Raw genomic sequence first — 23,366 nt, 5'->3', positions numbered from 1 at the left:
ACGGTCAGCGCCGCCCGCGACAGTCGCGGGCATGGACACCCCAGCCAGCAAGAACACGCACGCCGGCCAGAGCACGGCCCGCAAATGGGGCACGTTCGCGATCTGCCTGCTGGTCGCGCTCGTGCCGAACATCGACCTGACCGCGCTGAACCAGGCCATCCCGCACCTGAGCGCGGACCTGGACCCCTCGGCCACGCAGATCCTGTGGATCGCCGACGCCTACGGGTTCGCGCTCGCCGGCCTGCTGATCACCATGGGCGGCGTCGGCGACCGGGTCGGGCACAAGCGGCTGCTGCTGATCGGCACGGCGGTCTTCGCCGCCGCGTCCGCGGTGACCGCGTACGCGCCGAGCGCCGAGCTGCTGATCGCGGCCCGCGCGCTGCTCGGCGTCGCGGGGGCGACGCTGATGCCGTCCTGCCTGTCGCTGATCCGCCGGGCGTTCACCGACCCGAAGGAGCGGACGGCGGCGATCGGCGCGTTCAGCGGGATCGCGGGCCTCGCGGTCGGGCTCGGCCCGGTCGTCGCCGGCGCGCTGCTGGACCACTTCTGGTGGGGCTCCGTCTTCATGATCAACGTGCCGCTGATGGCGGTGGCGCTGGTCGCCGGCGCGCTGGTGCTGCCCGAGTCGCGCAACCCCGTCCCCGGCCGGCTGGACCTGCTGAGCGTCCCGCTGTCGGCCGCCGGCGTCCTCGGGCTGGTGTACGCGATCAAGGAGGCCGCCGCGCACGGCCTGGACGAGACCCGGATCTACGTCTCGGCGGCGATCGGCCTGGCGGCGCTGGCTGCGTTCCTGCTCCGGCAGGCCCGGGTGCCCGAGCCGCTCATCGACATCCGGCTGTTCCGCCGCACCGCGTTCACCGGATCGGTCGTCACCAACATGTTCGCGATGTTCACGCTGGTCGCCCAGTCGCTGATCTTCTCGCTGTTCTTCCAGCTCGCGCTCGGCTGGTCGCCGCTGAAGGCGGGCCTCGCCGGGCTGCCCGGCGCGGCCGGCGCCATGATCGGCGGCGCCGCGCTCGCCCCGCCGCTCATCGCCGCGCTCGGCCGCGCCCGCGTCGTCGCGGCGGGCATGGCGGTCTCCGCCGCCGGCTTCACGGTCTTCACGACGATCGGCCTGAACACCTCGTACTGGGTGATGTTCCCCGGGATGCTGCTGTCCGGCATCGGGATGGGGATGGCGATGACGGTCACCGCCGACACCGTGCTCGCGTCCGTCCCGAAGGAGCGTTCGGGCGCCGCGTCCGCGATCTCCGAGACGGCGACCGAGCTGGGCGCCGCGCTCGGCATGGCGGTGCTCGGCAGCGTGCTGACGGCCGTCTACCGCAACGCGCTGGACCTGCCCGCGGGAGTCCCGGCCCCCGCCGCGGCCGCCGCCCGCGACTCGCTGAGCGCCGCCCTCCAGTCCGCCGCGCACCTTCCCGCGGCGCTCGCCGGCCAGGTCGGCGCCGCCGCGCGGACCGCCTTCGTGGACGGCATGCACGCCGCCCTGATGTGCAGCGCCGGCATGGCCGCGCTGGTGGCCGTGTTCGCCCTGGTGAGCCTGCGGAACGTCCCCAAGGTCATCGAGGAGGCGGACGAGGCCGGCGAGGCCGGTCTCGTCCCGGCCCCCTGAGCCGCCCCGGCGTCCCGCTCCCCCGTTAAATGTGATATCACTTTGATAGATTGATGATAACCGAGGAGGAGGACGGCATGGTGGAGGCGGGAGCCAAGGTGGAGATGCCGCGGCCGAAGATCGCGGAGCGGCCGGCCCGGGACCGCGGCGGCTGGATGATGCTGGGCGTCGGCGTGCTGTGGATCGCGGTGGGCGGCGCGGCGGCCGCGCTCGGCGCGCTGGCCGGCGGGGGCGCCGCCCTCGCCGTCGGGGTCACGGTGGGCTCGCTGCTGGCGCTGGCCGGGCTGGTCGTCCTGGTCGGGCTGACGCCGGTCGCGCCGGGCGAGGCGCGGGTCCTGCAGCTGCTCGGCCGGTACTCCGGGACAGTGCGCACCGACGGGCTGCGGTGGGTGAACCCGCTGACCGAACGGCGCAAGGTCTCGACCAGGATCCGCAACCACGAGACCGGGCTCGCCAAGGTCAACGACCTGGACGGGAACCCGATCGAGATCTCCGCCGTGGTGGTCTGGCAGGTCGCCGACACCGCGCGGGCCGTGTTCGAGGTCGACGACTTCGTGGAGTTCGTCGCGTTCCAGACGGAGGCGGCCGTCCGGCACATCGCGGGCAGCTTCCCCTACGACGCCGCCGACCGGACCTCGCTGCGCGACAACGCCGACGAGATCACCGCCCAGTTGTCGGAGGAGCTGGCGCAGCGCGTCGCCTCGGCCGGAGTGGAGATCATCGAGTCGCGGATCACCCGGCTGGCGTACGCGCCGGAGATCGCGCAGGCGATGCTGCGCCGGCAGCAGGCGGGCGCGGTCGTGGCGGCGCGGCAGCGGATCGTCGAGGGCGCGGTCGGCATGGTGCAGCTCGCGCTGGGACGGCTGGACGAGGAGAACGTGGTCGAGCTGGACGAGGAGCGCAAGGCGGCGATGGTCAGCAACCTGCTGGTCGTGCTGTGCGCCGACCGGGACGCCCAGCCGGTCGTCAACACCGGCACCCTCTACCAGTAGCCCCGGAACCAGTGGCGGAGCGGAAGAAGATCCTGCTGCGGCTCGACCCGGCCGTGCACGACGCGCTGGCGAGGTGGGCGGGGGACGAGCTGCGCAGCACCAACGCGCAGATCGAGTTCCTGCTGCGGCAGGCGCTCGCCGACGCGGGCCGGATGCCCGGGTCGGCCGGACGGATGCGAAGGCCCGGCCGCCCGCGCAGGGGGCCGGCCGGGAACACGCGGGACGAGGACGGCCCGCCGGAGGGCGGGGGCGAGGACTAGCCATGGTCGAGGTTCCGGAGTCGCTGCCGGCGCGGATGTACCTGCTGGCGTACGACCTGAGGAAGCGGAAGATGACCGGCGGCGGCGCGCGGCTCGGCTACGTGCTGCGGGCCGCCGCGCTCACCGAGCTGTACCTGGACGGGCGGCTCGGCGAGGAGCGGCGCCGGCCCGTCCCGGGGACGCCGGGCGACGACCCGTACGGCGTGCTGGCGCAGATCGCGGCGTCGCGGCCCCGGTCGTGGCAGCACTGGGTGCGCAAGGACGCCAGGGCCCTCGTCGGCACGGTCCGGGACGAGCTGGTCCGGGACGGCTGGATCCGGGTGCGCGAGCGGCGCGCGCTGGGCCTGTTCCCGCGCCAGGAGGTCACCGTGAAGGATCCGCGGGTGGTGAAGGCGCTGTGGGGCGGGGCGTCGTCGGCGCTGCGCGGGCGGCCGGTCGCCCATGTGAACAGCTACGACGCGGCGGCGGTGGCGCTGGCGGCGGCCGGCGAGCTGTCGTCGGTGCTGCCGGCGTCGGACCGGCGGCGGCACAAGCGCCGGATCGAGGAGCTGACGGCGCGCAGCGGGCCGGCGGCGCCCGCCGTCCGCAAGCTGATCAGCCGGCTGAACGCGGCCGCCGCCGGCTGACCGGTCATCCGGCCGTCAGCGGTCACCGGTCATTCGATGACCAGCTCCACCGGGACGTTGCCCCGCGTGGCGTTGGAGTAGGGGCAGACCTGGTGGGCGCGCTCCACCAGGTCCCGGCCGTTCTCCAGGCCGTCGGGCAGCTCGACGCGCAGGACGACGGCGAGCCCGAACCCGCTCTCGACGTCGCCGCCGATGCCGACCTCGGCGGTGACGGAGACGTCCCGGACGTCCTGCTTCGTACCGCGCGCGACGGCGCCGATGGCGCTGGCGAAGCACGCCGCGTAGCCGGCGGCGAACAGCTGCTCGGGGTTGGTGCCGTCGCCGCTCCCGCCCATCTCGCGCGGGACGGCGAGGCCGAGGTCGAGGCGGCCGTCCGAGGTGACGGCCCTGCCGTCGCGCCCGTTCGCGGTCGCCACCGCGGTGTAGTGGGTGTCCATGCGTCCTCCTTAGATTGCTTCCAATTTAATTGCGTGCAATCTATGCTGCGCCAGTGCGGATTCCTACAAGCTAGGAGGGGCCTGGTTTGTACCGGGCGCCAGCGGCGGCGGGGGCGGCGCGGCCCATAGCCTTCTCGGACATGGACCCCGAACGCGTTGTCTACCCGCTGATGAAGTACGTCGTCATGGGACCCGCGATGCGCGTCGCCTTCCTTCCCCGGGTGAGCGGCCTGCGGCACGTCCCGCGGGTCGGCCCGCTGATCCTCGCGGCGAACCACCTGGCGTTCCTCGACTCGTTCGTCCTGCCGCTGATGGTGCCGCGCCGGGTCCACTTCCTCGGCAAGCACGAGTACTTCACCGGGGCGGGGGTGAAGGGCCGCGCCACGGCGACGTTCTTCCGCGGCGTCGGCGCGATCGCCGTCGACCGGTCCGGCGGGCGGGCGGCGCTGGACGCGCTCGACACCTCCGCGGCGGTGCTGGAGCGCGGCGGCGCGTTCGCGATCCATCCCGAGGGCACCCGCTCCCCCGACGGGCGCCTCTACCGGGGCAGGACGGGCGTGGCGCGGCTGGCGATGCGCACCGGCGCGCCCGTCGTCCCGGTCGCGATCACCGGCACCGACAAGGTGCAGCCGCGCGGGCAGGCCGTCCCGAAGCCGGGCCGGATCGGGCTGCGCATCGGCCCGCCGATGGACTTCCGCGGACGGGACCGGGGCGTCCCGCGCGGGAGGGCGGCGCGGCAGGTCACCGACGAGATCATGGAGGCCATCCAGGATCTGTCGGGGCAGGAGTACGTGGACGACTACGCGCCCCGGCCCGCCGGGCCGGAGTGACCCCGGCGTCCGGCCCAGGTTTGAGCGTGCCCGGAAGGGCACGATTCAAGGGGACGGACGGAGATGATGTGGAAATCAGCCTGGACCTCCTGCTCCCCCGGGACGCCGCGAGCGTCCCGGCGACGCGGAGGCTCCTGGACGCGGCGCTCACCGCACTCGGGGTGGAGGACCACATCCGGGACGACATCCAGATGATGCTGACCGAGGCGTGCAGCAACGTGATCAGGCACGCCGAGCACGGCGCCGGCTACACGGTGCGCGCCACCATCCATGACCGCCGCTGCGTGATCAAGGTGATCGACGCGGGCTCCGGGTTCGACGCCGAGCGGGTGCCCCGGCCGGACCCGTCCGCCGAGCACGGCCGCGGCCTGCTGATCATGCGGTCGCTGGCGGACGACGTGCGGTTCCGGTCGTTCCTCGAGGACGGCGCGCTGGTCTCGCTGGAGAAGCGGCTCAGCTACGGCGAGGACAGCCTCGGCGGGCTCCTCACCGCCGACAACGGCCTGCCTCCCATGCCCGAGGTCCGCCCGGGCAGCGAGAAGTTCCGGACCCGGATGTTCGAGCTGGCGCGGGCCGGGGAGACCCGCCGGCTCGTCGACTACGTCGAGGCCGGGACGCCGGTCAACCTGTGCAACGACAAGGGCGACACGCTGCTCATGCTCGCCGCCTACCACGGCCACCCGGACACCGTCCGGGCCCTCGCCGCGCGGGGCGCCGACCCCGAGCGCGCGAACGACCGGGGCCAGCGCCCCCTCGCGGGCGCGGTGTTCAAGAAGGAGGCGGACGTGGTGCGAGCCCTCCTGGACGCGGGCGCCGACCCCCGGGCGGGGTCGCCGTCCGCCGCCGACACGGCGCGGATGTTCGGCAACACCGAGTTCCTCGCCTGGTTCGACGAGGTGGCTCCCCCGCCCGCCTGACGCCGTCCGGCGGGCGGGGCGGCCTTCAGCGGCGCACGCGCAGGACGAGCACGGCCACCGCCAGCGCCGCGGCGGCGAACCCGGCGCCGGTCGCGAACGCGGCGTCCATGCCGCGGGAGACGTCCGCGCCCGAGGCGGCGGAGCCGTAGACGGTGACCATGACCGCCGAGCCCACGGCCCCGCCCGACCACAGCATCGTCTGCGCCACCCCGGACGCCGCGCCGGACTGGTCCGGCGCCACGCTGGCCAGGATCGTCGCGTTCAGCGGCATGATCGACAGCCCGCCCCCCGCGCCCATCAGCAGGAACGGGACGAGGAGGCCGGCGGCGTACCCGTCCCCGGGCGACAGCCGCGACAGCCACAGCAGCCCGCCCGCGAGCAGGAGCGCGCCCGCCGCGACGAGCGGCCGCGCGCCGGCGCGCGCCATGAGGCGCGGCGCCAGCCGGACGACGGCGAACTGCGTCGCGACCATCGGCAGGAACGCCGCGCCGGCGCGCAGCGGCCCGTAGTGCAGGACCTGCTGCAGGTACTGGGTGAGGAAGAAGAACGCGCCGAACATCCCGGCGGTCAGCAGGAACTGGACGAGGTAGGACGCGGCGCGGTCGCGTCCGGTCAGCAGCCACAGCGGCATGACCGGCCGCCGGACGCTCCGCTCGACCGCGAGGAAGCCGGCCAGCAGGACGGCGGCGGCGCCGAAGGCGGCGAGCGCCCGGCCGTCGTCCCAGCCGTCGGAGCCGGCCCGGATCAGCGCGTAGACGAGCGCGGTCATGCCGAGCGTGGAGGCGACGGCGCCGCCGAGGTCGAACCGGCCGGGGCGGCGCGGCGTCTCGGCGAGGACGCGCGGGGCGGCCAGCAGCAGGACGGCTCCGACGGGGACGTTGACGAAGAACACCCACCGCCAGGACCCGGCCTCGGTCAGCACGCCGCCGGCGACCATCCCGAGGGCGGCGCCGGCGCCGGTCACCGCGGAGAAGACGCTCAGCGCGCGGACGCGGGCGGGCCCCTCGAAGCTCTGCGCGATCAGCGCCATCGCGCTCGGCGCGGCGACGGCGGCGGCGGCGCCCTGGACGGCGCGGGCGGCGAGCAGCCACCAGCCCGCGTCCGCCAGGCCGCCGAGCAGCGACGCGGCGGTGAACAGCGCGACCCCGGCGGTGAACGCGCGGCGGCGGCCGAACACGTCCCCGGCGCGCCCGCCGAGGAGCAGCAGGCCGCCGAAGGCGAGCATGTAGGCGTTCTGGATCCAGGCCAGGCCCCCGGTCGACAGGCCGAGGCCCTGCCGCACGTCGGGGAGCGCGATGGTGACGACCGAGGTGTCCACGCCGATCATGAGCTGGCAGCCGACGATGACGGCGAGGACGGTTCCTGGGCGATGATGGGAGGCGGCGGCCTTCCCCGGAGCGGCGGACTCCGGGGGCGCGGCCGTCCGCTCGTTGGACGCGGTCACAGGCGGACCTTTCCGAGATTTAAGGAACGGCGAAGTACACTATGTGGGGAACGTACCACCGATACGCGAAAAAGAGAACGTCAGCGTTCACTATTCTGGGGAGCGCGCCGTGACCCCGGCCACCCGCCGCCGCGGCGGCGACCTGGAGGCGGCGATCTTCGACGCCGTGTTCGCGCAGCTGGAGAGCGTGGGCTACGCCAAGCTGACCATGGAGGGGGTCGCGACGGCCGCCCGGACCGGGAAGGCCGCGCTCTACCGGCGGTGGAGGTCCAAGGACGAGCTGATCTCCGACGCGCTCGAGCACGTCCTGCCCGAGCCGCCCACCGCGCCCGACACCGGCAAGGTGCGCGAGGACCTCCTCGCCATCCTCACCTGCACGCGCGACACCCTCACCGCCTGCCGGGGCGCCGCCTTCAAGGTGCTGAAGGAGGAGACCGAGCAGGGCAAGGGCATCGTGCACGAGGTCGTCCACGCCCGGCTGTCCAAGCCCGTCCGGGACCTGCTGTACGACGCGCTGCTGCGGGCCGCCGAGCGCGGCGAGATCCGGCCGGGCGCGGCGACCCGGCAGGTCGCCAACGTCGGCCCGGCCGTGATCGTCTACCACAACCTCGTCGAGGGCGGCCCGCTCGACGACGCCTACGTGCAGTCGGTCGTGGACGAGGTGATGATGCCGCTCCTGCGGCCGTGACGGCCGGAGGGCCCGGAGGGCCCGGAGGGCGGGCCGGTTACAGGGCCAGCTCGTCCTTGCGGGGCACGCCGTTCGCGCGGGCCGGCTCGTCCACGACCACGCGGTGCTGCCAGTAGGGCGGCGCGATGCCCCTCTCGCGGAGCACCTTGTGCAGGCGCTTGAGGAACTCGTGCTTGATCGCGAACTGGTCGCCGAATTCGCTGGACCGCAGGATCACGTGGAAGCCGACCGTGGCGTCGTTGAAGTCGTCGAACCGGACCAGGACGTTGGAGTCCGCGACGCCGCCCTGGACGTCCTTCATGACGTCGTGGCCCACCTGGACGAGGAGCTCCTCCACCTCGTCGAGGTCGACCTCGTAGTGGACCTTCGCGTACACCAGCACCGACATGTCCTGCGCCGGACGGTGGTAGTTGGTGAGGATCGTGTCGGAGAACCGCTGGTTCGGGATGACCTCGATGTTGTCCGACAGCGTCCGGATGGAGGTGTTGCGCCAGTTGATGTCGACGACGTAACCCTCCTGGCCGGTGGAGAGCTTGATGTAGTCGCCGGGCTCGATCGTCTTGGACGCGAGGACGTGCACGCCCGCGAACAGGTTGGCCAGCGTGTCCTGCAAGGCCAGCGCCACCGCGAGACCGCCGACGCCCAGCGCGCCGAGCAGGGGCGTGATCGACACCCCGATGCTCTGCAGCATCACCAGGAGGCCGATGCCGAGCACGATCACCCGGGTGATGTTCGCGAAGATCGTGACGTTCGCGGCGACGCCCTGCCGGGCCAGCGCGATCGACGACACCGACGCCGCGATCAGCCGGGCCAGCGCCAGCGACACCACCAGGATCGTCACCGCCGTCAGCACCCTGGCGGTCACGTCCAGGGTCCCGCGCGGCAGTTCGAGGACCTTCGCCGCCGTCCACAGGCCGAGCAGCACCGCGAGCGGCATCGCCAGGTCCCGGATGAGGCGGGCGGCCAGGTCGTCCCACGCCCAGCGGGTGTCGCCCGCGCGCCGGGTCAGCCGCCCGGTCGCCAGCCGCAGGAGGACGGCGATCACCAGCGCGGCCGCCATCACGGCGGCGGCGACGATGACGCGCGCCCAGCTCAGATCGCCCAGGTCACCCATGACGTGTGAAACTCTCCCTCCGCGGGACCCCACGGTCCGCAAGATCCCGATTTGCCGTCTTACGCGTCCACGATCGTAGTGAAGGCGCGGGCCGCTGCGAGGCAGATCACGGAGGTGTGGCCGCGGGGTCGCCCGCTGTGGCGGTTACGATCGGACAGGTGGTAGGCGTGGGAATGATGCGCCGGCTGGGGGTCACGGCGCTGGGACTGCGGAACGGCCCCCACCGGGTGGCGGTCGAGCGCGACCTCGCCGTCCCCGTCACCGACGGCGTCGAACTGATGGCCGACCGGTACGCCCCGGTGGACGTCGACAAGGCGCCCACGGTGCTGGTCCGCTCCCCGTACGGGCGGCGCGGGCCGTTCGGGCTCATGTGCGGGCAGGCGTTCGCGTCGCACGGGTTCCAGGCCGTGGTGCAGAGCGTCCGCGGCGGGTTCGGGTCCGGCGGCGTCTTCGAGGCCCTCGACGAGCGCGAGGACGGGCTCGCCACCATCGAGTGGCTGAAGGCGCAGCCGTGGTTCGGCGGCACCTTCGCCATGCACGGCCCGAGCTACCTCGGCTACGTGCAGTGGGCCGTCGCCGCCGAGGCCGGCCCCGAGCTGAAGGCCCTGTCGATGCAGGTCACCGCGTCGACGTTCCGGGACGCCGTCAACGTCGGCGGCACCTTCGCGCTGGAGTCGGCGCTCATCTGGGTCGACCTGACCGCGCGGATGAAGAACTCCCTGTCCGGCATCACGACCGGCATCATGTCGCCGCGCCGCGCCCGCCGCGCCACGCTCTCCGGGCGCCCGCTCGCCGAACTCGACCGGCTCGCGACCGGCGCGCAGCAGCGCTTCTTCCAGGAGCTGCTCGTCAACGGGCCCGACACGCCGTTCTGGGACAAGCGCGACTTCAGCCCCACCGTGTCCGAGGTCACCGCGCCGGTGAACATGACGGGCGGCTGGTACGACATCTTCCTGCCCTGGCAGATGAAGGACTACGCGGCGCTGCGCGCCGCCGGCCGCCGCCCCTACCTGACGATCGGCCCCTGGTTCCACGCCGACCAGCGCATGATGCGCGGCTCGGTCGCCGACTCCGTCCGCTGGTTCCGCGCCCACCTGCTGGACGACCCGTCCGACCTGCGCGAGCAGCCCGTCCGCCTGTTCATCACCGGCGCGGACGAGTGGCGCGAGTTCCCCGACTGGCCCGTCCCCGGCATGCGCGAGGAACGCTGGCACCTCCAGCCGGCCGGCGCCCTGTCCCCCGACGCGCCGCCCGAGTCGGACCCCGACGCCTACCGCTACGACCCGAACCACCCGACGCCGTTCCTCGGCGGCCCGACCCTGCTGGGCGAGACCCGCCCGTCCACCGACCAGAAGCGCCTGGAGCGCCGCCGGGACGTGCTCACCTACACCTCGGCCGTGCTGGACGACGACGTGGAGATCATCGGCCCCGTCACCGCCGACCTGCACATCCGCTCGAACCGCGAGCACACCGACTTCGTCGTCCGGCTCTGCGACGTCACCCCGGACGGCGAGTCCCTCAACCTCTGCGAGGGCATGCGCCGGCTCGTCCCCGGCACGCCGGAACCGGACGCCGGCGGCGTCCGGCGCGTCGCCCTGGAGCTGTGGCCCGCCGGGCACCGCTTCCGCCGCGGCCACCGCATCCGCGTCCAGGTGGCGAGCGGCGCCTACCCGCGCGTCGCCCGCAACCCCGGCACCGGCGCGCCCATGGGCACCGCCACCGAGATGCTCACCGCCGACCAGGAGATCTTCCACTCGCCGGACCACCCGTCGGCCGTCAATCTCCCGATCGTCACCGCGTAGCGCCCCGCCGCGTGCGCGACGCGGAGGGCGGAGAGCCCGCCTCAGCCCTTGGCGGCCCGGAGGGCCTCCAGGGCCTTGTCCGCGTGGGCGTTCATGCGGATCTCGCTCTTGACGACCGCCAGGACGCGGCGGTCGGTGCCGATGACGAACGTCTGGCGTTTGGTCGGCATGAGGGCGAGGCCGCGCTTGACGCCGAAGCGGGCGCGGACCTCCCCGGACGGGTCGGACAGGAGGGGGTAGCCGAAGGAGTGCTTGTCGGCGAACTCCTTCTGCTTGGCGACCGGGTCGGCGCTGATGCCGACGGGGTGGGCGCCGGCCTCGGCCAGTTCGGCGACCAGGTCCCGGAAGTGGCAGGCCTCGGCGGTGCAGCCGGGGGTCAGGGCGGCGGGGTAGAAGAAGAGGACCACGGGCCCCTTCTCCAGGAGGGAGGCGAGGGTCCGGGGGGCGCCCGTCTCGTCGGGCAGTTCGAAATCGTCAACCGTGTCACCGACGTTCATGGGACGAACCTAGCCCAGGACCCCGGCGACGGCCCGGGCGGTCCACACCCCCTGCGCGCCGGGGCGTCCGGCCAGGTAGGACGCGGCGCGGGCGGTGCTCCAGCCGTGCGCCTCGCGCAGGCCGCCGCCGAGCATCGCCAGGTAGGGGGCGGTGGGCGCGTTTGGAGGCGCCGGAGCGGGTGAGGTGAACGTGAGCATGGCACGGCCGGCCCGCTCGCCGACCTTCAGGACGGTCTCGTAGCGGCCCGGGCCCAGGCGCTGGCGGCCGCGGGCGAGGGCCTCGGACAGGTCGTGGTCGGTGCCGGTGCCGCGGCGCATCTCCTGGGAGAGGACGTCGCAGAACTGGCGGCGGGTCAGCAGGTAGGCGCGGGCGGCGGCCCGGCCCGGAAGGTCCGGGTCGTAGAAGGCCATCCCGCCGCCCCAGGTCAGGGAGGTGTGCGCGAAGTAGATCCCGCCGGGGACCGTGATCGAGCAGGTGGCGCGGGCCGGGCGGGGGTCCCGGCAGCCGGTGTGGTGGCGGGCGCTCCCGCGCGGGCGGCCGCCCGACAGGTAGCAGCGGAACCTCTCCTGGAAGAGGTTCGAGCCGTAGGCCACGTACCAGAGCGGATCGTCGTCCATCCGGTCCAGTATCGCCGCAGGCCAGTGGTGGTTTCATGGCACCTGGCCGGACCGGATGACGTTTCAGGGGGTTTGGCGGGGCCCGCGGGCGGATATGAACCCTGCCGAGCAGGTGTCTACGACGCAGATACCTCCGTGCTTCCCTGTGATGTCCCGGAGGATCCGTATGACTCGCCCGCTTAACATCGCTCTCGTGTCCGCCTCCGACCTTGACGGCGAACACCTGCAGTCCGTCCACGTCCGGGATCTCGCTCGTTCACTCACCCGTCCGCTCACCACGGACGGGGAGCCGAACCAGGTCACCGTCTACGCGCGGCGGGAGAACAAGGCCGCGCGCGGCCGGGTCCGGCTCGCGCCGGGCGCCACGCTGGTGCACCTGGACGCCGGGCCCGCGCGCCCGCTTTCGGACGACGAGCTGCTGCAGCACATCCGCGACTTCGCGGACGGGCTGCGCCGCCGCTGGAGCGGCTCTGGACGCCCCGACGTCGTGCACGCGCACGGCTGGATCGGCGGTCTCGCCGCCTGCGCCGTCGCCCGCGAGCTCGGCATCCCGTTCGCGCAGAGCTACCACGGCGTGGCCGCGTCCGAGCGTCGCGCCGGGCGCCGCGTGCACCCGCACCGCGACCGGCTGGAGAAGGCCATCGGACGCGACGCCGACATGGTCCTCGTCGGGCACGCCGAGGAGGCCGGCCAGGTCGTGCGGATGGGCGTCCCCCGCCCGTCGGTCGCGGTCGTCCCCTACGGCGTGGACGGCGAGCACTTCTCCCAGGTCGGCCCGGCGATGCCGCACGGCGGCCGGCCCCGCCTCGTGATGGTCTGCGACGACCTGGAGGCCGGCGACGTCGCCACCGCGATGCGCGCGCTGGTGCACGTCCCGGACGCCGAGCTGGCCGTCGCCGGCGGCCCCGGACGCGAGGAGCTGGAGAGCGACCAGGCCGTGCACCGGCTGCGGCTGCTCGCCAAGGAGCTGCACGTCGGCGACCGGGTGATCTTCCTCGGCCGGCTGCCCCGCAAGGCGCTGCCGAAGCTGCTGCGCACCGCGAGCCTCGCCCTGTGCCTGGCCCCGCACCAGCCGTGCCCGTCGGTGCCGCTGGAGGCCATGGCCTGCGGCGTCCCCGTCGTGGCGACCCCGGCCGGCGGGAACGTCGACGAGGTGCTCGACCGCATCACCGGACTGCACGTCCCGGCGGGACGGCCGGTCGTGATCGGCCGCGCGGTCCGGCAGCTGCTGGCGGAGGAGACGACGCTGCACGGCTACTCGATCGCCGCCGCCGACCGCGCCCGCTCCCGCTACTCGCTGGAGCGGATCGCCGCCGAGACGCTGCGCGCCTACCTGAAGGTGCTGCCCGTGCCCGAGCCCGAGCCGGCGGCCGAGGAGGCGGCGGAGCACGAGACCGACCTGGCGCCCGCCCTCGTCGGCTGACCGTCCGCCAGCCCCCACCCACCACCATCCAACCGACGGGCTTCGCCCGACGACCGTCCGCCGGCCGCCAGGCCCGCCCACCGGCGATGAAGCCTCCGTTCCGTGGGCCCCGGTTCCCTCTCCGGATCCGGGGCCCGTCCATGTCCGGTCCGATGGGATACTCGGCGGAATGAGCGGGGTGCTGATCGGCAGGGCGGCGGAGCTCGCGGAGCTGACCGTCGCCATGGAGCGGGCCGCCGCGGGCGGTGCGGGCGCCGTGCTGGTCAGCGGCGACGCGGGCGTCGGCAAGTCGCATCTGGTGGCCGCGCTGACCCGGGCCGCTCGTGCGCAGGGCGGCGCGGTGCTGGTCGGCCAGTGCGCGGAACTCGGCGAGAGCATGCCGTACCTGCCGCTCGCGGACGCGCTGTGGACGGCCGCGCAGCCCGGCGCGCCGGAGGCGGACGAGGTCCGCGCGGCGCTCGACGCGCGGCCCGTGCTGAAGGGCCTGCTGCCGGACGGCGACGGCGGGCCGGGCGCGGCGTCGGAGCTGGGCCAGCAGCAGCTGTTCGGGGCGGTGCTCGGGCTGCTCGGCGAACTGGGGCGCGACCGGCCCGTCCTGCTCGTCCTCGAAGACCTGCACTGGGCCGACCGGTCGACCCGGCATCTGCTGACGTTCCTGTGCCGCGTCCTGCAGCGCGAGCGGGTCTGCCTCGTCGGGACGTACCGGTCGGACGACCTGCACCGGCGGCATCCACTGCGGCCCGTGGTGGCGGAGCTGCTGCGGCTGCCGAACGTCACGGGCGTCGAGGTGCCGCCGTTCGGGCCCGGCGAGACCGCCGAGTACCTGGCGGCGCTGTCGCACGGAGCGGCGCCGGTGACCGCGGAGGTCGTGGAGCGGGTGCACCGGCGGTCGGAGGGCAACCCGTTCTACGCGGGCGAGCTGTACTCGGCCGACCCCGGGCCGCGGGACGGGGCGGCGGAGCTGCCGTCCGGGCTCGCCGACCTGCTGCTGTCGCGGGTGGAGCGGCTGTCGGACGGCGGGCAGCGGGTGGTGCGGGTCGCGGCCGTCGCGGGACGCCGCATCGACGACGAGCTGGTGCGCCGCGTGTCCGGGCTGGACGAGGCGGCCGTCGGTGAGGCGCTGCGCGAGGTCGTGTCGCACCAGTTGCTCGTCCCGCACGGGACCGGGTACGTCTTCCGGCACGCGCTGCTGCGCGAGGCCGTCTACGCCGATCTGCTGCCGGGCGAGCGGACCCGGCTGCACGCCGACTTCGCCCGCCGCCTCGCCGACCTGCCGGCCGGGACGCGGGGATCGGCGGCGGAGCTGGCCCACCACAGCCTCGCGGCGCACGACCTGCCGGCGGCGTTCGCCGCGTCCGTCCGGGCGGGCCGGGAGGCCGACCGGCTGGGCGCGCCCGCGGACGCGTTCGAGCACTACGAGCGGGCGCTGGAGCTGTGGGAGGCCGTCCCCGGCGCGGCGGAGGCCGCGGGCACCGACCGGGTCCGGCTGTCGCTGACCGCCGCGAAGGCGTCCGCGCGGGCCGGCGAGGCGCGGCGGGCCGCGCACCGGCTGCGCCGCCTGCTGGACGTCGTGGACCCGGCCGACGTCGCGCTCGGCTCCACGATCCGCGAGCACTACTCGACGTACCTGCTCGACCTCGACGAGCTGGACGAGGCGCGCGCCGTCGCGCGGGACGCGGTGGCGATGCTGCCCGCCGACCCGCCGACACCGGGCCTCGCCTGGGCGGAGGCCGCCTACGCCCGGACGCTCCTGTACACCGACCCGGACGGGGAGATGCCCGGGATGGCGGAGAAGGCCATCGGCACCGCGCGGGCCGCCGGCGCGTCCGGCGCCGAGGCGGCCCTGCTGGTGACGCTCGGCATGTACCGGGAGTCGCGGGAGGCCGACAGCGGGGTCGCCGAGCTGTTCGCGCGGGCCCGCGACCTCGCCGACGCCGGCGGGGACAGCCCGCAGGCGGCGCTGCGCGCCAGGTTCCAGTACGCCCGGACGAAGTTCGACCGCGGCGACCTCGCGGGCGCCGCGTCGGCGGCGGACGAGGGCGTCCGGTTCGCCCTCGACAACGGCGTCGGATGGAGCATGTTCGGGATCGCCATGCGGACGCTGCAGTACCTGGTCCGCTACACGACCGGGGACTGGGCGGAGGCCCGCGGCATCGCGGGCGGCTTCCCCCTCCAGGTCGTCCGGCCCTACGAGGCGCAGGTCTCGGCCTACGCGCTGTTCGTGGAGGTCGCGCAGGGCAGCCCGGTCGTGGCCGAGCGGCTGCGCTGGATCGCTCCGCTCTGGGGCGAGGACCTCCTGGCCAACTACATCGCGCGGGGCCTCGCGGCCGAGGACGCCCTGTGGCGGGACGACCCGCGGGAGGCGCTGGAGCACGTCGGCGCCATCGCCGACCCGTTCTACGGCGAGGGCGCGTCCTTCCTGCGCATCGCCGCGACGGGGCTCTGGGCCCACGCCGAACTGGCCGCCCGGGGGCGCGCCGCGGGCGACGGGGACGCCGTGCGGCGGGCGGCGGAGGCCGGCGACGACCTGATGCGGCGGGTGCGGCGGGCCGTCGCGGTCACCTTCGACGGGCAGCCCCGCACCTGGCTCGGGCTGGAGGGGCACGCCTGGGTGAGCCGCGCCGAGGCGGAGCGGGCCCGCATCGACGGCGTCCACGACGTGGAGCTGTGGCGGAAGACCGCCGACCTGTTCACCTACGGCGACCCGGACGGCGGGTTCGCCTACGAGGTGGCGCGATCCCGCTGGCGGCTCGCCGAGGCGCTCGCGGAGAGCGGCGACCGCGAGGAGGCGGCGGACGTGTGGCGCTCGGCCGTCGAGACCGCCGAACGGCTGGAGGCGAGGCCGCTGCTCGCGGTGCTGCGCGACCTCGGCGCCCGCGCCCGCCTCGGCGGGACGGCCGGCCGCGCGGCGCCCGCGTCGTCCGGCCGGCTCGGCGCGCTCACCGGGCGCGAGCGGGAGGTCCTGAAGCTGGTCGCGGAGGGGCGCAACAACCGGGAGATCGCGGCGGCGCTGTTCATCTCGCCGAAGACGGCGAGCGTCCACGTCTCCAACATCCTCGCGAAGCTGGACGTCGCGTCCCGCACCCAGGCCGCCGCCGTGGCCCACCGCGAAGGACTGTGAGCGTTGCGTTGAACGGCACGGTTCGGTTAGCCTGCTATTCGTGACTGCCGGGTCGGCCATTGGCCATGAGCGAGTGAGGTTCCCGGCCTCCGAGTGAGGCCGGGGCGGGCGCGCGGCCCGCCTTTTCCACTCGCGTTCTCTCTCTTCTCTTCACGCGCATCGCGCGACGTCATCGGGCATGCCCGTCTCTTCGGCATGCCCGTCCCCACCATTTCTTCAGTCATGGTCGCTTGCCGCCTCCATGGCTTTTTCGCCATGCCCGGAAACAGTTCAGGAGACACATGGATTTCAATCGTCAGGTCATCGAGGAGTTCCGCGCCAACGGCGGGCGGGTCGGCGGCCCGTTCGAGGGCGGGCGGCTGCTCCTGCTGACCACGACCGGGGCGCGGTCGGGCGCCCCGCACACGACGCCGCTCGGCTACCTGCCGGACGGGGAGACGCGCGTCCTGGTCATCGCGTCGGCCGGCGGCGCGCCGAGGCACCCGGCCTGGTTCCGCAACCTCGTCGCCACCCCGCGCGTCACGGTGGAGAGCGGCCCCTTCAGGTACGAGGCGGACGCCGTCGTCCTGGAGGGCGCCGAGCGCGACACCGCTTTCGCGCGGGCCGTGGAGGCCGACCCGGGGTGGGGCGAGTACGAGGCCCGGTCGGGGCGGACGCTGCCCGTCGTCGCGCTGGTCCAGACGGCGGCCGGGCCGCCCGGCGGGCCGGAGTCTCCGGCCGCGATGCTGCTCGCGGTGCACGACGCGTTCCGCAGGGAGCTGGCGCTCATCCGGAAGGAGGTCGCGGCGTCCGGGGCCGGTGTGGGGGCGCAGCTGCGCGTCACCTGCCTCTCGCTGTGCCAGGGGCTCGGCAACCATCATCTGGGCGAGGACACGATGCTGTTCCCGGCGCTGGAGCGGGCGCATCCGGACCTCGCGCCGGCGCTGGCCCGCATGAAGGACGAGCACGAGGTCGTGAAGGGGCTGCTGGACGAGCTGCGCCGCGTCCTCGACACGGGCGACCCCGCGTCCCTGCTCGCGGAGGTCGAGCGGCTCACCGATGCGCTGGAGGCGCATCTGGACCACGAGGAGGAGCGGCTCGTCCCGCTGCTCGGCGCGCCGGAGGTCTAGCCAGGTGCGGCCGAGCCTCGCGAGCTCACGCGAGGAAGTCGAACTCCGCGCCCGCCCCGGCGGCGCGGGCCGCCCGGTAGGCCGCCCAGCTCACCGCGAGATCCTGCCAGGGCAGCCCGACGGGCGCGTAGACCGTGACCTCTCCGCCCTTCACCCGTGCCGGGACCTGGCCGCGCAGCAGGTCGCGGAGCGTCCCGGCGGCGTGCTTCACGTCGAGGCCCGCGCCGGCGAGCACGCCCATCTCGACGGCGAGCGGGACGTCGTCGACGACGACGCGGGCGCCCTCCAGCAGGTCGGCGCCCAGCTCGGCCTTGCCGGGCTCGTCCGCGCCGAGCGAGGTGAGGTGCGTCCCGGGCGCCACGTCGGCGGCGTGCAGAAGGGGGCGGCGCGCCCAGGTCGCCATGACGACGATCCCCGCGTCCCGGGCGGCGGCGCGCGGGTCGGCGGCGACGGCCGGCGCGATGCCGAGCCGCGCGCCGTGCCGCTCGGCGAACCCGGCGGCGCGGCCGGCGTCCAGGTCGCAGACGGTGAGGCCGCGCACCTCCCGCAGCTCGGACAGGCCCCGCAGGACCAGCTCGGCCTGCGCGCCGGCGCCGATCACCGCGACGTCGCCGGCGTCCGGGCGGGCCAGCGCGTGGGTGCCGAGCGCGGCGGCCAGGCCGGTGCGCCACGCGGTCACGGTCGCCGAGTCCAGCTGCGCCAGCAGCTCGCCGGTGCCGAGGTCGTGGAGGCAGACGACGCCGCGCAGCGCCGGCCGGCTGCCGGGGAACTTGGCGTTGGCCTTCACCGTGTAGGCGGGGATTCCCTCGACCAGGCCCGGCAGCAGCGCGGTGGCGGTGCCCTGGCCGGGCAGCGGCACGACCACCCGGCGCGCGGCCGTCCCGTCCTCGACGGCGGTGAAGCCACGGCGCAGCGCGTCGAGGCACGTGGCGGGATCGAGCAGCGTCTCAAGGTCGGAACGGTTCAGGAGGAGCGTCACCGGACCATCTTCCCCCGCGGCGGCGGGGACGCTACCCGGCCGGCACGTTGAAGGAGACCAGGCCCGCGGTGCGCCCGGTGAACCGCAGCTCGGTGACGGCGCAGTTGCGGACCTGCGGGAACACCGTGCGGTACGCGGACGGCGCGATGCCCAGCAGCCCGCACAGGGTCAGCCGCAGCAGCGTGTTGTGGGTGACCACGAGGACGCGCTCGCCGCGGTGCCGGGCGGCGATGCGCCGCAGCGCCGCCGTCCCGCGCTCGACGGCCTTGCGCGGGTCCTCGGCGCCGGGGAAGGCCCCGGTCACCGGGTCGGCGAGGAAGGCCGCCGCCTCCGCGGGCGGCAGTTCGGCGAGGGTGCGGCCCTCGGCGGAGCCGAAGTCCACCTCCGCGAGGTCGCCGTCGATCGCGAGCGGGCGGGCGAGGGTGGACGCCGCCGGGGCGGCCGTCGCCCTCGCCCGGCCCAGCGGGGAGGCCCACACCGCGTCCACCCCGGCCCCGGCCGCCCACCGGCCGAGCCGTTCGGCCTGCGCGCGGCCCGTCGTGGTGAGCCCGACGTCGCTGACGCCCGCGTACCGGTTCTCCGCGTGCCATTCGGTCTCGCCGTGCCGGGCGAGGTAGAGGGTCGTGCCGCCCGACGCGCTCTCTCCCATGCCGTCCCCCCATGTCTCCCGCCCGTGCTCCCGTGCGCGGGCGACGACTTCGGAGGGTAGCCAGCCTCGCCGGTCCGGTCCTCACCGGTCCGGGTCCGCGGACTCCCGGCTACGGGTGCCGCTGGCGCTGCGCGACCAGGGTGTCCCAGTCGGCGAGCCAGTCGCGTCCCTGCTCGTCGACGAACGAGCCCGGCGGCGGGGTGATCCCGTGGTCGCGCAGCCACGCGCCCGGACGGCGCATCGAGGGGCGCAGCCGGCCGTCGCTCGGCATGAGCTGCGGCTGGATCGGCGCCGGCATCGGCACCGCCTGCGGCTCGGCGGCGGCGTCGGCGACGTCCTTCTCCTCGGCCATGCCGATGGGGCCCTGGCGGCGCGCGTTGAAGAACTGGTTGACCGCCGGGTCCGTGCTGGACAGCACCATCTCGCGCGGCCCCCACATCACGAGGCCGCGGCGGAACAGCAGGCCGAGGTTGTCCGGCAGGACGCGGGCGGTGCCGATGTCGTGGGTGACGATGAGGAACGTGGCGCCGAGCTCGGTGTTGAGGTCGACGAACAGCTGGTTGAGGTAGGCGGTGCGGACGGGGTCGAGGCCGGAGTCCGGCTCGTCCGCGAGGATGATCTCGGGGTCCAGGACGAGGGCGCGGGCGAGCCCGGCGCGCTTCTTCATCCCGCCGGAGATCTCGCCGGGCAGCTTGTCCTCCGCCCCGGTCAGGCCGACCATCTCCATCTTCTCCAGCACGATGCGCCGGATCTCCGACTCGCCCTTCTTGGTGTGCTCGCGCAGTGGGAAGGCGATGTTGTCGTAGATGTTCATGGAGCCGAACAGGGCGCCGTCCTGGAACAGCACCCCGAACCGGCGGCGCATCTCGTACAGCTCGTGCTCGCGCAGCCGGGGGACGTCGCCGCCGGCGACGTAGACGTGGCCGCGGTCCGGGCGCAGCAGCCCGACGAGGTTCTTGAGGAACACCGACTTGCCGGTGCCGGACGGCCCGAGCAGCGCGGAGATCTCCCCCGCCGGGACGGTGAGCGACACGTCCTCCCAGATGACCTGCCGCCCGAACGACTTCCTGAGCCCTTCCACCCGGATCTCGACACCCATGGGCACTCCCGTGCGGGAACCGGGAGCGGGGGATCCGCGTCGTATGTCCGGTCCCCCGTCATCTCCGACTGTACGACGGGTTCGGCGCGGCGGGGAGGCCCAGCGGACGCCCGGTCGAGGGCGTCCCCTGCGGCACACCCGGTCCGGACGCCCCGCGCATCCCGAAACATAATCGCGTTCGGTTTCCTGGGCCGGGAGTCCGGCATGCCCGGATGACCACCTGCGGCCCCGCAGGATGACAACGACGTCGTCCCGAATTAGTCACCTTCTGCGTCTTACATCCGTATTGACGGTTCTTACACGATGTCCAGGACCTCCGGCGCACCACAAGGGTGCGCCAATCCCCCCGCTGGAGGCACACGTGAAGAACCGTCACAGGCGCGTCGGCGCCGCCGCCGTCACCACGGCCGCGGCCGGCCTGGTGGCCGCGACCCTCGCCACCGCTCCCGCCGCGTCCGCGGCACCGGCTGCTCCCGCCGCACCGGCCGCTCCCGGCGAGGTCGCCACCGGCCTCGCGCACCAGCTCGGCTCCCAGACCGCCGGCTCCTACCTGAAGAACGGCAAGCTGGTCGTCACCGTCACCGGTGCGCGGGCCGCGCAGGCGGTCCGCGCCGCGGGCGCCGTCCCGCAGACCGTCGCGCGCAGCGGCGCCGACCTGAAGAAGGTCATGAAGGCGCTCGAGCGCGACGCGACCGTGCCCGGCACCGCGTGGGCCGTGGACGCGGCGAGCAACCAGGTGCTCCTCACCATGGACAGCACGGTCACGGGCGCCAAGCTCACGAAGGTGCGGGCCGCGGTCGCCAAGCAGGGCGCCGCCGTCCGCACCGAGCGGGTCGCCGGGACGTTCCAGAAGTTCACCCGCGGCGGCGAGGCCATCTACACGGGCGGCGCGCGCTGCTCGCTGGGCTTCAACGTCCGGTCCGGCAGCACGTACTACTTCGTGACCGCCGGGCACTGCACCAACATCGGCACGACCTGGACCGACAGCTCGGGCCGGACGCTCGGCCGCACCGTGGCCAGCAGCTTCCCCGGCAACGACTACGGGGTCGTGCAGTACACCTCGACGCCGACCGACACGCAGGGCAGCGTCAGCCTCTACTCCGGCACCCGCGACATCACGAGCGCCGGAAACGCGGCGGTCGGGCAGACCGTGTACCGCAGCGGCAGCACCACCGGCCTGCACAGCGGCCGGGTCACCGCGCTCAACCAGACGGTGAACTACGCGGAGGGCAGCGTCAGCGGCCTCATCCGCACCACGGTGTGCGCGGAGCCGGGCGACAGCGGCGGCTCCCTGTTCGCCGGGTCCACCGCGCTCGGCCTGACCTCCGGCGGCAGCGGCAACTGCTCGTCGGGCGGGACGACGTTCTTCCAGCCCGTCACCGAGCCGCTCTCCCGCTACGGGCTGAGCGTCTACTGATCTCGCGGCACGACTGAGAAGACGGCACCGTGAGAGGCGGGCCGTCCCCACCCGGACTCCGTGGGGGCGGCCCGCCGCCGCGTGCGGGCCCCGACCGGGTCCGGCCGGTCTCGCCGACGGCGGGCTCAGCCGGTGGCGGGCACCTCCAGGGTGCGCAGGACCTCGGCGATGACCGCCGGCTGCTGGTCGGTCAGGTAGAAGTGGCCGCCGGGCAGCACCTTCAGCGCGAACGCCCCGTCGGTGACCCGCGCCCAGCCGCGCGCCTGCTCCACCGACACGTGCGGGTCGGAGTCGCCGATGATGGCGGTGAGCGGGACGGCCAGCCGCGTCCCGTCCCGGTGCGCGTAGTCCTCGATCAGGGCGAAGTCGTTGCGGACGTAGGGCAGGACGAGCTCGCGCAGCTCCGGGTCCTGCAGCGCCTCGGCGTCGCTGCCGCCCAGCCTGACCATCTCTTCGACCACGCCGTCGTCGTCCCGCTCGGAGACGCGGTCGTCGCCGCGGTCGTGGGGCGGCCGGGTGCCGGAGGCGAACACGTGCACGGGGGCGCTGCCCCGCTCCTGCAGCAGCCGGGCCACCTCGTAGGCGAGGACGGCGCCCATGCTGTGCCCGAACAGCGCGGCAGGACGGTCCATCAGCGGGGCCATGGCACCGGCGACCAGGCGGGCGAGCTGGTGGGCGTCGGTGACGAACGCGTCCGCCATCCGGTCGGCGCGGCCCGGGTACTGGACGGCGTGCACCTCGACGGCCGGGCTGATCTCCCTGGCCCACGACCGGTAGAACACCGCCGACCCGCCCGCGTGCGGCAGGCAGAACAGCCGCATGGACGCCCACGGTCGCGTCTCGGCGCAGCGGAACCAGGTGGTCACGTGATCAACTCCTCCTCGTCCTCGTACCGGCGGGAGGCCCTGCGCGGGTCGTCCGGCAGCGGCCAGGGCGCGACCCGCGGGTCCGGCACGAGCTTCGGCGCGGTGGTCTCCGCCGCCACCTTAAAGCCCCGGCGCCGGTAGTTGGCGATCGCGTTCGGATGGTCGAGGCTGCTCGTGCGCAGCCACACCCGGGACGCGGGCCCGGCGTCCAGGGCCCACAGCTCGCCGCGCTGCCAGGCGCGGCGGGTGCACTGCTCGACGAGGTAGCCGCCGTAGCCGCGCCCGACGAACGCGGGGGTGAGGCCGACCAGGTGGATCTCGGTGTCCCCGCCGGGCTGCGCCTCGATCTCGAAGAACCCGGCGATGGTGCCCTCGGCCATCGCGATCCAGGTGCCCAGCTCGGGGCGCTCGACCCAGCCGCGCCACTGCGCGTACGTCCACGGGAACCGGTCGGTCCAGCAGACGCGGGAGCCGACGGTCGCGTACAGGGCGCGGTTGACGTCGGCGGACGGCAGCGCGGCCAGCGTGAACGTCATCTCGACGCCCGGCAGCGGCGCGGGACGCAGGTCGGCGGCGTCCCGCATCTCCATCTCCCACTCGGTGACCGAGGGGATCCGCAGAGCGCCGTCTCCTGGGGGCGGCCCCCAGCCGGGCTCACTCACCCATGGCCTCGATGAGGCTCTTCGGCCGCATGTCCGTCCAGTTCTCGTTGATGTAGTCGAGGCACGCCTGCCGGGTGTCCTCGTCCTTGACCACCGTCCAGCCGGCGGGGACCTCGGCGAAGGAGGGCCACAGCGAGTGCTGGCCCTCGTCGTTGACGAGGACGGAGTACGTGCCGTCCGGGTCCTCGAACGGGTTGCTCATCT

23 protein-coding genes are annotated in these 23,366 nt (G+C 74.4%); 12 read left to right on the top strand and 11 right to left on the bottom strand.

All coding sequences use genetic code 11. From position 1 onward, the window contains the following. Positions 1-31 precede the first annotated feature (31 nt). Genes SM611_RS08990 through SM611_RS08975 form a run of 4 tightly spaced genes read left to right on the top strand, consistent with a single transcriptional unit; the run spans position 32 to position 3,490 of the window. Positions 32-1,612, top strand: coding sequence for an MFS transporter (locus tag SM611_RS08990; RefSeq protein WP_371948674.1), 1,581 nt, complete (start codon positions 32-34; stop codon positions 1,610-1,612). Positions 1,613-1,665: 53 nt separating this feature from the next. Then, positions 1,666-2,604, top strand: coding sequence for an SPFH domain-containing protein (locus SM611_RS08985; protein ID WP_371948673.1), 939 nt, complete (start codon positions 1,666-1,668; stop codon positions 2,602-2,604). 11 nt (positions 2,605-2,615) lie between these two features. Continuing rightward, on the top strand, positions 2,616-2,864 hold the full coding sequence (locus SM611_RS08980; RefSeq protein ID WP_371948672.1) for a type II toxin-antitoxin system antitoxin: 249 nt from the start codon (positions 2,616-2,618) through the stop codon (positions 2,862-2,864). Between the two features lie 2 nt (positions 2,865-2,866). Next, positions 2,867-3,490 carry a GOLPH3/VPS74 family protein gene (locus SM611_RS08975; protein ID WP_371948671.1) on the top strand — a complete coding sequence of 208 codons (624 nt, stop codon included), beginning with the start codon at positions 2,867-2,869 and terminating at the stop codon, positions 3,488-3,490. Between the two features lie 29 nt (positions 3,491-3,519). Here the strand turns inward: SM611_RS08975 and SM611_RS08970 are convergent, their stop codons facing one another. Then, positions 3,520-3,927, bottom strand: a complete 408-nt coding sequence (locus SM611_RS08970; protein WP_371948670.1) for an organic hydroperoxide resistance protein — start codon at positions 3,925-3,927, stop codon at positions 3,520-3,522. A 140-nt stretch (positions 3,928-4,067) separates the two neighbouring features. Here SM611_RS08970 and SM611_RS08965 point away from each other — a divergent pair, with 140 nt between their 5' ends. Together SM611_RS08965 and SM611_RS08960 are read left to right on the top strand one after the other, a co-directional pair. After that, positions 4,068-4,757, top strand: a complete 690-nt coding sequence (locus SM611_RS08965) for a lysophospholipid acyltransferase family protein (RefSeq protein WP_371948669.1) — start codon at positions 4,068-4,070, stop codon at positions 4,755-4,757. Between the two features lie 68 nt (positions 4,758-4,825). Next, positions 4,826-5,674 (top strand): ATP-binding protein, encoded by an 849-nt coding sequence (locus SM611_RS08960; protein ID WP_371948667.1) that lies wholly within the window; start codon positions 4,826-4,828, stop codon positions 5,672-5,674. A gap of 25 nt (positions 5,675-5,699) precedes the next feature. Here the strand turns inward: SM611_RS08960 and SM611_RS08955 are convergent, their stop codons facing one another. Next, a complete protein-coding gene (locus tag SM611_RS08955; RefSeq protein ID WP_371948666.1) occupies positions 5,700-7,118 on the bottom strand; it encodes an MFS transporter in 1,419 nt (472 codons plus the stop codon). 109 nt (positions 7,119-7,227) lie between these two features. Here SM611_RS08955 and SM611_RS08950 point away from each other — a divergent pair, with 109 nt between their 5' ends. Next, positions 7,228-7,806: a TetR/AcrR family transcriptional regulator gene (locus SM611_RS08950; protein ID WP_371948665.1), complete on the top strand. Its 579-nt coding sequence runs from the start codon at positions 7,228-7,230 to the stop codon at positions 7,804-7,806. A gap of 37 nt (positions 7,807-7,843) precedes the next feature. Here SM611_RS08950 and SM611_RS08945 read toward each other — a convergent pair whose 3' ends face one another. Then, positions 7,844-8,920 carry a mechanosensitive ion channel family protein gene (locus SM611_RS08945; protein ID WP_371948664.1) on the bottom strand — a complete coding sequence of 359 codons (1,077 nt, stop codon included), beginning with the start codon at positions 8,918-8,920 and terminating at the stop codon, positions 7,844-7,846. Between the two features lie 173 nt (positions 8,921-9,093). Here SM611_RS08945 and SM611_RS08940 point away from each other — a divergent pair, with 173 nt between their 5' ends. Then, on the top strand, positions 9,094-10,722 hold the full coding sequence (locus SM611_RS08940; protein ID WP_371948742.1) for a CocE/NonD family hydrolase: 1,629 nt from the start codon (positions 9,094-9,096) through the stop codon (positions 10,720-10,722). A 41-nt stretch (positions 10,723-10,763) separates the two neighbouring features. On the opposite strand, the gene SM611_RS08935 is transcribed toward SM611_RS08940, so the two are convergent. Both SM611_RS08935 and SM611_RS08930 read right to left on the bottom strand, forming a co-directional pair. After that, positions 10,764-11,219, bottom strand: a complete 456-nt coding sequence (locus SM611_RS08935) for a peroxiredoxin (protein WP_371948663.1) — start codon at positions 11,217-11,219, stop codon at positions 10,764-10,766. Between the two features lie 9 nt (positions 11,220-11,228). Next, a complete protein-coding gene (locus SM611_RS08930; RefSeq protein ID WP_371948662.1) occupies positions 11,229-11,837 on the bottom strand; it encodes a histone deacetylase in 609 nt (202 codons plus the stop codon). A gap of 193 nt (positions 11,838-12,030) precedes the next feature. On the opposite strand from SM611_RS08930, the gene SM611_RS08925 reads away from it, so the two are divergent. From SM611_RS08925 to SM611_RS08915, 3 genes are all read left to right on the top strand, one after another. Next, a complete protein-coding gene (locus tag SM611_RS08925; protein ID WP_371948661.1) occupies positions 12,031-13,260 on the top strand; it encodes a glycosyltransferase in 1,230 nt (409 codons plus the stop codon). Between the two features lie 169 nt (positions 13,261-13,429). Continuing rightward, the gene (locus SM611_RS08920; protein ID WP_371948659.1) at positions 13,430-16,381 is read left to right on the top strand and encodes a helix-turn-helix transcriptional regulator; all 2,952 of its coding nucleotides are present in this window, start codon (positions 13,430-13,432) and stop codon (positions 16,379-16,381) included. Between the two features lie 281 nt (positions 16,382-16,662). Then, complete coding sequence (locus SM611_RS08915) at positions 16,663-17,490, top strand: nitroreductase/quinone reductase family protein (RefSeq protein ID WP_371948658.1); 828 nt, start codon at positions 16,663-16,665, stop codon at positions 17,488-17,490. A 25-nt stretch (positions 17,491-17,515) separates the two neighbouring features. Here SM611_RS08915 and SM611_RS08910 read toward each other — a convergent pair whose 3' ends face one another. The 3 genes from SM611_RS08910 to SM611_RS08900 form a co-directional block, all read right to left on the bottom strand. Beyond that, positions 17,516-18,469 carry an ornithine cyclodeaminase family protein gene (locus SM611_RS08910; RefSeq protein WP_371948657.1) on the bottom strand — a complete coding sequence of 318 codons (954 nt, stop codon included), beginning with the start codon at positions 18,467-18,469 and terminating at the stop codon, positions 17,516-17,518. Between the two features lie 31 nt (positions 18,470-18,500). Next, on the bottom strand, positions 18,501-19,118 hold the full coding sequence (locus SM611_RS08905) for a histidine phosphatase family protein (protein WP_371948656.1): 618 nt from the start codon (positions 19,116-19,118) through the stop codon (positions 18,501-18,503). Between the two features lie 109 nt (positions 19,119-19,227). Then, positions 19,228-20,217, bottom strand: coding sequence for an ABC transporter ATP-binding protein (locus SM611_RS08900; RefSeq protein WP_371948654.1), 990 nt, complete (start codon positions 20,215-20,217; stop codon positions 19,228-19,230). Positions 20,218-20,578: 361 nt separating this feature from the next. Here SM611_RS08900 and SM611_RS08895 point away from each other — a divergent pair, with 361 nt between their 5' ends. Continuing rightward, positions 20,579-21,634: a S1 family peptidase gene (locus SM611_RS08895; RefSeq protein ID WP_371948653.1), complete on the top strand. Its 1,056-nt coding sequence runs from the start codon at positions 20,579-20,581 to the stop codon at positions 21,632-21,634. A gap of 125 nt (positions 21,635-21,759) precedes the next feature. On the opposite strand, the gene SM611_RS08890 is transcribed toward SM611_RS08895, so the two are convergent. The 3 genes from SM611_RS08890 to SM611_RS08880 are packed head-to-tail and all read right to left on the bottom strand — an operon-like array spanning position 21,760 to position 23,364. Continuing rightward, on the bottom strand, positions 21,760-22,500 hold the full coding sequence (locus SM611_RS08890; protein ID WP_371948652.1) for a thioesterase II family protein: 741 nt from the start codon (positions 22,498-22,500) through the stop codon (positions 21,760-21,762). Continuing rightward, positions 22,497-23,162, bottom strand: coding sequence for a GNAT family N-acetyltransferase (locus SM611_RS08885; RefSeq protein ID WP_371948650.1), 666 nt, complete (start codon positions 23,160-23,162; stop codon positions 22,497-22,499). Before SM611_RS08885 ends, SM611_RS08890 begins: the two co-directional genes overlap by 4 nt. After that, positions 23,155-23,364 carry an MbtH family protein gene (locus SM611_RS08880; protein WP_371948649.1) on the bottom strand — a complete coding sequence of 70 codons (210 nt, stop codon included), beginning with the start codon at positions 23,362-23,364 and terminating at the stop codon, positions 23,155-23,157. Before SM611_RS08880 ends, SM611_RS08885 begins: the two co-directional genes overlap by 8 nt. Positions 23,365-23,366 lie beyond the last annotated feature (2 nt).

Source organism: Actinomadura monticuli (genome assembly GCF_041463655.1).
GTDB classification, from domain to species: Bacteria; Actinomycetota; Actinomycetes; order Streptosporangiales; family Streptosporangiaceae; genus Spirillospora; species Spirillospora monticuli.
Note: the sequence above shows the minus strand (reverse complement) of the source record. Positions and strands in the feature narration are given on the sequence as shown.